We start from the raw sequence: 6,405 nt of genomic DNA, 5'->3' as shown, positions 1-6,405 counted from the left end.
CGCCCCTCCCCCCGCCCACATTCCCCCGCCCACATTCGCCCGCCCATCTCCCCGCCCACATTCCCGCCAATATTCCCTCACCCATATCCCCACCCATATCCCCCGTCCGCGCACAACGCGAAGCAGCGCAGCGCCCTTCGCATCCCCCGCACAACGGCCCTCCCCTGCCCAGCCGAGGCTTGGAAGAGTGGGGCGGATGTGCATTTTTCGAGGGGGGATTTGACCGCAGCGTAGTGCGCCTACGTGAGGATCAAATCCCCCCTCGAAAAATGTGCAGACGGCCCGCTATCCCAAGCCGACCGCCGCGGAGCCAAAGCAAAAAAAAGAGGCCCGGGGGTCTTCCCCCGGGCCTCATTTTTTTTGCGAACGGCTCCGCGCTTACAGCACGCGGAACTTTTTGACGTTGCCGGTCTTGTTGTCGATGACGTGCACGCCGCAGGCGATGCAGGGGTCGTAGGAGTGGACGGTCCGCAGGATCTCGACCGGGCGTTCCGGATCGGCGATCGGGGTGTTGTCCAGCAGGGCTTCCTCGGTGGGACCGGGGATGTCCTTGTCACAGCGGGGGCCGAGGTTCCAGGTGGAGGGCACCACGAGCTGGAAGTTGGCGATCTTGCTGTCCTTGATGTTGATCCAGTGGCTCAGGCCGCCGCGAGGAGCGTTGACGAAGCCGACGCCCTGCGCCTCGGCGGGCATGTCCCAATCCTTGCAGATGTCGAGGTCGCCCTTGGCGACGTTTTCCTTGAGGTCGTTGACCCATTCCTCGGTCTTGAGGCAGGTGACCAGGCATTCAATGCCGCGGGCGCCGGTACGGCCGAGGGTGGAGAACAGGGCCTCGGGTCCTACGCCCAGGGCCTTCAGGACGAAGTCGACGTAGGTCTTGAAGTCCGCGTTCTGGGTGTAGTTCACCAGGCAGGTGGCCAGGGGGCCGACCTCGGTGGAACGACCCTCGTAACGGGGGGCCTTCATCCAGGAGTACTTGGTCTTGTCGTCAAGGCTGGTGTACTTGGGATCGGTCACGCCGTTGTAGGGATGCTTCGGGGTGTCGTCCTTGTACCAGGAGTGCTTGACGTGCTCCTCGATCTTGGTGGGATCGAAGGCTTTGACGTCCGTGAACTTGCGGTCGAAGATGACGCCGGGCTTGACGTAGCGGGAGTTGAGGTCCGCCTCGCCGCCCTGGGCGGGGTATTCGCCGAAGGACAGGAAGTTGGTGGTGCCGCCGATCTTGGCCCAATCCTTGTAGTAACCGGCAACGGCGATCAGGTCCGGGATGTAGCAGTCAAGGATGAAGTCCTTGATGTCGGCGTACAGGGCCAGGAAGTCGTTGATGTACTTGTCGGTGAGGCCTTCGTAGCAGGTGACGCCGCCCATGACGGTGAACTGGGTGTGCGGGTTCTTGGCGCCCCAGATGGCCATGGCGCGGGCGGCTTTGACCTGCAGGTGCAGGGCGTTCAGGTAGTGGTTGGTGGCCAGCAGGTTGACCTCGGGGGGCAGCACGTAGGCCGGGTGACCGCCGAGGAAGTAGGCGTTGGTGAAGATGCCGAGGCGGCCGGACTTCACGATGCCGGCGACGGTGTCCTTGGTCTTCTGAAGGTCGGCCTCGGAGGAGACGATCTTCGGATTCGGGCGCACGGTCTTGGCGACGGCGGCGGCGATTTCGGCGGTCTTCTTGACATCGGCCTGGAGGCAGCCGGCGACGTCCACGAAGTCCAGAGCGTGCAGGTGATAGAAGTGCACGATGTGGTCATGCATGAACTGGGCGGCCATCACCAGGTTACGGATGATGGTGGCGTTGTGGGGCAGGACCTTGTCCACGCCGACGGCGTTGTCGACCGCGCGGATGGAGGCCAGGGCGTGCACGTAGGTGCAGACGCCGCAGGAGCGCTGGGTGAAGTGCTGGGCATCCCGGGGGTCGCGGCCCTTCAGGATGATTTCCAGGCCGCGGAACAGCTGGGAGCTGGAGCGGACATCGATGATCTTGCCGTTTTCAACGACGGCTTCGATGCGAAGGTGACCCTCGATTCTGGTTACCGGGTCAACAATAACCTCATGTTTCCCCTTCGCCATCGCGGGACCGGATTTAGCGCAACCGGACATATTATATCCTCCTAGGAATGAGTACTGTTAGTGTCTGCCACTTGGACCCAGCGACTACAGGTCGGTGAGGTCGGCGTAGAAGGCGGTGGTTCCGTTCCAGTCGGCGCCGTCCCAGAAGTCGGGCTGCGAGCAGCCGATGCAGGGGTGGCCGGCCTGGACGGGCCAGTTGTACTGGTTGAACTTCACGGTCGGGCAGTTGTTGTAGGTCTCCGGACCGCGGCAACCCAGTTTGCGCAGACACCAGCCCTTGCGAGCTTCTTCGGAACCGAAGGAAGGAGCGAACTGGTCGTTGTTGAAGAACTCCTGACGGGGGCAGTTGTCATGGACGGATTCCCCGAAGAAGAGGACCGGACGACCGGCAGAGTCGAGCTCGGGCACGCCCTTGCTCAGGAAGTAGACGATGGAGGAGACCAGGTTGTACGGGTTCGGCGGGCAGCCGGGGATGTTGATGATCGGCTTGCCCGGGAAGAGCTCGTTCAGCCCCTTGGCCTGGGTCGGGTTCGGCTGGGCCTTCTGGACACCGCCGTAGGCGGCGCAGGTGCCATAGGTGATGGTGGCGCTGGCGCCGTTCACCACTTTCAGGGTATTTTCCAGCATGGTGTGGCCGCCGACCTTGCCGTAGGCGCCCGCTTCCATGGCGTCGCCGGCCGGAGCGGTGGGAACGCCACCCTCGATGACCGCGACGTACTTGCCCTTCTCCACCGTATCCCACAGGGCCTTCTCGGCGGCGTGACCCGCGGCGGCCATGATGGTTTCATGGTAGTTCAGGGAGATGTAATCCAGGATGAGGGCGTCGATGTAGGGTTCGACGGTCCTCAGGATGGACTCGGAACAACCGGTACATTCAGCATTGTGCAGCCAGACCACGTCGGGCCTGTTGTCTGCCGTGAGGGCTTCCGCGACTTTCGGGGCGAAAGCCGGTCCCATGCCCATCACTGCGGCCACGGTCCCGCAGAACTTCATGAAATCACGACGCGTGACGCCGCGTTTTTCCAGCCGTTCCACGGCTCCGTCCCTGCCATGACCTACGGAAAATTTCATAGAACACCTCCGTAATAAGAATGAGTCTGTTATGATGAAGAGAATAGCGTTATTCCCGCTCATAACCGCCGGGCACAAGCCCGAACTCGAACCTAACCAACCTCAGGTATCACGATCTTTATTTACGTGACACTTCTGGCATCCTTTTTCCGAGTTCGTGCTATAACCCCCCGGAAAAACTAATTAACGTGGTCGTAACCTGCATTACAAACAAAATCAATAGGCAACTTAAAAAAATGTTTCACACGTTCGGCACGCTACATGCATTTCAAGTAACCGGGAAAGATGTGCCTTGAAAGGGAGATAGGCATCAATTCCGCCCCAATCCCGGAGCCGGGACCAATACCGCGAAACAGCACCATGACCAGCAACCCACGCCGCACCTTCATCCTGGATTTCGACGGGGAATCGCCCCTTCGGCTGGACTGCGAACTGCCCGCCATGGCCCGTTCGCCGCTCGACATCCTGCCCGCCGTCTTCGCCCTGGCCGACGCGATCCACACCCGGTCCGCCGCCGCCCTCGGACGCATGGGCCGGACCGTTTCCTGCGGGCCCGGCTGCCCGGCCTGCTGCAACCAACTGGTCCCGGTAAGCGCCTGGGAGGCCCTGCATCTGGCGGCCGTGATCCGCTCCATGGAGCCGCCCCGTCGACACCGCGTGGTCCGCCGCTTCGCACGGGGCGTGGAGCGGCTCAACGACGCCGGCCTCCTGGCCGCCCTGGAGCGGGGGTTCCGGCGGCACACCCTGGAGCCACGCGTCCTGGCGGGCCTCCAGCGCGCCTACTGGAACCTGCGCATCCCCTGCCCCTTCCTGGAAGCGAACGCCTGCTCCATCCATCCCCATCGGCCGCTGGCCTGCCGCGCCTACATGGTCACCTCGGCACCGGCCCGCTGCGCCGCGCTCTACGGAGCGGAACAGAGCCACGAGATCGTGCTCCACGCCGCCGACCCGGCCAGCACCCTGGCCGCCTTCTCCGGCGTCGGCATCACCCGGACCCGCGTCCTGCCGCTCCTGCTCTCCCTCTCCGCCGCGCCGTCCCTCAGGCCCGAGCCCGCGCCCCTGCCCGGGGACCGCATGTTCGCCCGCTTCCTCGACCTGATGGCCGCCAGCTTTGTCCGCCGCGTCTGACCGCCGGGCGCGTTGCATTTCCCCTCCCGCCCTCGTATACTTTCACCAGGGCCCTGCGCCCCAACGACATACCAAGGAGCCGCGCCATGAGCGTCATCGTCGACCTCTCCCTCTTTCCCCTGGACAAGGGCGGTTCCGGCCTGGGCCGCTACGTGGCCCGCACCGAGGCCATCCTCAAGGACTCAGGCCTGAACTACCGGCTCGGCCCCATGGGAACGGCCATCGAGGGCGAATGGGACGAGGTCATGCATGTGATCGGCCAGTGCTATCACGCCCTTGAGTCGGACTGCGACCGCATCTACGTGACCATCAAGGCGGATTCCCGCAAGGGCCGCACCGGCGGACTGGCGGGCAAGGTGGCCAGCGTCCGCAGCCACGCGGACTGACGCAATATACTTGAACCCGAGGCGGATTCAGGTAATAGATAAAATGAGTAAGAGGCCCGCAACGCAGGAGCAGCCGTGTCCATCGTCCAGCAGCAGATCAAGTTGAAGAAGGTTTCCCAGGGGAACTACCTGATGCGAAACGTGCTCAGGCACAACGTGGTCTTCAACGAGGGAGCGAGGGGCGACGCGGCCTACATCCTGACCGAGGGCAAGGTGGAGATATCCGGCAACATCGAGGGCCACAAGAAGGTCTTCGCCGTGCTCAAGCCCATCTCCATCTTCGGCGAGATGGCCCTGTTCCTGGACGACAACATGCGGACCGCCACGGCCATCGCCCTGGAGGACTCCAAGGTCATCGAGGTGACCAAGGACGACCTGGACGAGTTCATGCGCGCCTCGCCCAAGGTCATCGCCTCCATCATCACCGTGCTGGTCAGCCGCCTCAAATCCACCACCAAGAAGGCCCTGAAGGTCCCGAGCGTGGGCATGGGCGTGGTCCGGATGCTCGACCTCTTCGCCTCCAACAACACCACTGTGCTGCGCTACGACACCACGGTCAAGGCCCTGGCCGACACCTTTGTCACCACCACGGACCGCATCGAGCAGTACATCCACGGCCTGGCCGACCAGCAGCTCCTGGCCGTGGGCCGCGACGAGCACGACTGCCGCGTCATCCGCATCCGCGAGCGCAACCTCCTGCACGAGGTCATGAAAAACAAGCAGGAATAGCCGCCCGCGCCGAAAGGATGCAAAAAGGCCGGGAGATCGCTCTCCCGGCCTTTCTCATTGTCGAACAGGCTGCGCTAGTAGCGCTGACGGCCGCCGTTCTTGCGGCTCTTGGGCACGATGAGGACGCGCTTCATGGGGCCTTCACCCTTGGAGCGGGTGAAGACCTCCTCGTTCTCCTGCAGGGCGAGATGGACCACGCGGCGGTGGTAGGACGAGAGCGGCTTGGTGGACTGGGTGCGGCCCAGGTCCGCAGCCTTGCCCGCCAGGTGCAGGGCGATCTGGCGAAGCTTGTCGTCCTGGCGTTCGCGGTAGTCGCCGGTATCGACCTGGATGCGCACCGAGGCCTCCATCTTGCGGGAGACCAGGCGATTGACCAGGTATTGCAGTGAGGAAAGGGTCTGGCCCTCGCGGCCGATGATAAGCCCGCTGTTCTCCTCGTCGTCGATGAAGACCTTGACCCGGTCGGACTCGATGGTCACCTCGACCTTGGCCTCGCCAACGATGGGGGTGAGGAGCTGGCTCATGACCTCGCGCACGGCCGCTTCCAGCACGGCGGGGTCGAACTCGGACATGTCCACGGTCGGACGCTGCTCGTCGCCGAAATCCTCCTCGACCTCCGGGCGCGGCTTGCGCTCGGGTCGGGGCGGCTTGCGCTCGCGACGCGGCTTCTCGCTCTTGGGCCGGGACTCGCGGGACTCGCGAGGTTCGCGGGCCTCCCGGGGCTTGCGCTCGGGCCGGGGCTTGCGCTCGCGGCCGCCCTTGCGTTCGCGGGGCTGCGGTTCGTCGCGGAAGACGTTGCCGTTGACGTCGTTGGCCGGGTCGTACTCGGGCTCGACCACGTTGCCGTTGATGTCGTCGTATTCCTCGGGCTCGATGGCGTTGCCGGGCGCGGGACCGTCGTCATGGTCGTCCTCGTAGACGGACGCGGCCACGGGAGCGGCCTTGGGCGCTTCGACGGGGGCCGGGACTTTGGCGGGAGCGGCCTCGGGCGCTTCGGGAGCGGCCTCGGACGCTTCGGGAGCGGGCT

General features: G+C 64.2%; 6 protein-coding genes. 3 read left to right on the top strand and 3 right to left on the bottom strand.

What is annotated here, in order from left to right; translation table 11 throughout:
- Window positions 1-378: 378 nt before the first annotated feature.
- Both PHP91_RS13935 and PHP91_RS13930 read right to left on the bottom strand, forming a co-directional pair.
- On the bottom strand, window positions 379-2,094 hold the full coding sequence (locus tag PHP91_RS13935) for a nickel-dependent hydrogenase large subunit (protein ID WP_300141882.1): 1,716 nt from the start codon (window positions 2,092-2,094) through the stop codon (window positions 379-381).
- Between the two features lie 54 nt (window positions 2,095-2,148).
- Window positions 2,149-3,135 (bottom strand): hydrogenase small subunit, encoded by a 987-nt coding sequence (locus tag PHP91_RS13930; RefSeq protein ID WP_300141879.1) that lies wholly within the window; start codon window positions 3,133-3,135, stop codon window positions 2,149-2,151.
- A 360-nt stretch (window positions 3,136-3,495) separates the two neighbouring features.
- Between PHP91_RS13930 and PHP91_RS13925 the strand changes: the two genes are divergently transcribed.
- From PHP91_RS13925 to PHP91_RS13915, 3 genes are all read left to right on the top strand, one after another.
- Entirely contained in the window at window positions 3,496-4,263 is a 768-nt protein-coding gene (locus PHP91_RS13925; protein ID WP_300141876.1) for a YkgJ family cysteine cluster protein, read from the top strand.
- 86 nt (window positions 4,264-4,349) lie between these two features.
- Complete coding sequence (locus PHP91_RS13920; RefSeq protein ID WP_300141873.1) at window positions 4,350-4,649, top strand: MTH1187 family thiamine-binding protein; 300 nt, start codon at window positions 4,350-4,352, stop codon at window positions 4,647-4,649.
- Window positions 4,650-4,724: 75 nt separating this feature from the next.
- Window positions 4,725-5,378 (top strand): cyclic nucleotide-binding domain-containing protein, encoded by a 654-nt coding sequence (locus PHP91_RS13915; protein WP_300141870.1) that lies wholly within the window; start codon window positions 4,725-4,727, stop codon window positions 5,376-5,378.
- Between the two features lie 74 nt (window positions 5,379-5,452).
- On the opposite strand, the gene PHP91_RS13910 is transcribed toward PHP91_RS13915, so the two are convergent.
- Window positions 5,453-6,405: R3H domain-containing nucleic acid-binding protein (locus tag PHP91_RS13910; protein WP_300141867.1), on the bottom strand; the 953-nt coding region annotated here is incomplete at its 5' end.

Origin of the sequence: Pseudodesulfovibrio sp. (assembly GCF_028692895.1) — a bacterium.
GTDB lineage: Bacteria > Desulfobacterota > Desulfovibrionia > Desulfovibrionales > Desulfovibrionaceae > Pseudodesulfovibrio.
This window is presented reverse-complemented; position numbering and strand designations above follow the sequence as displayed.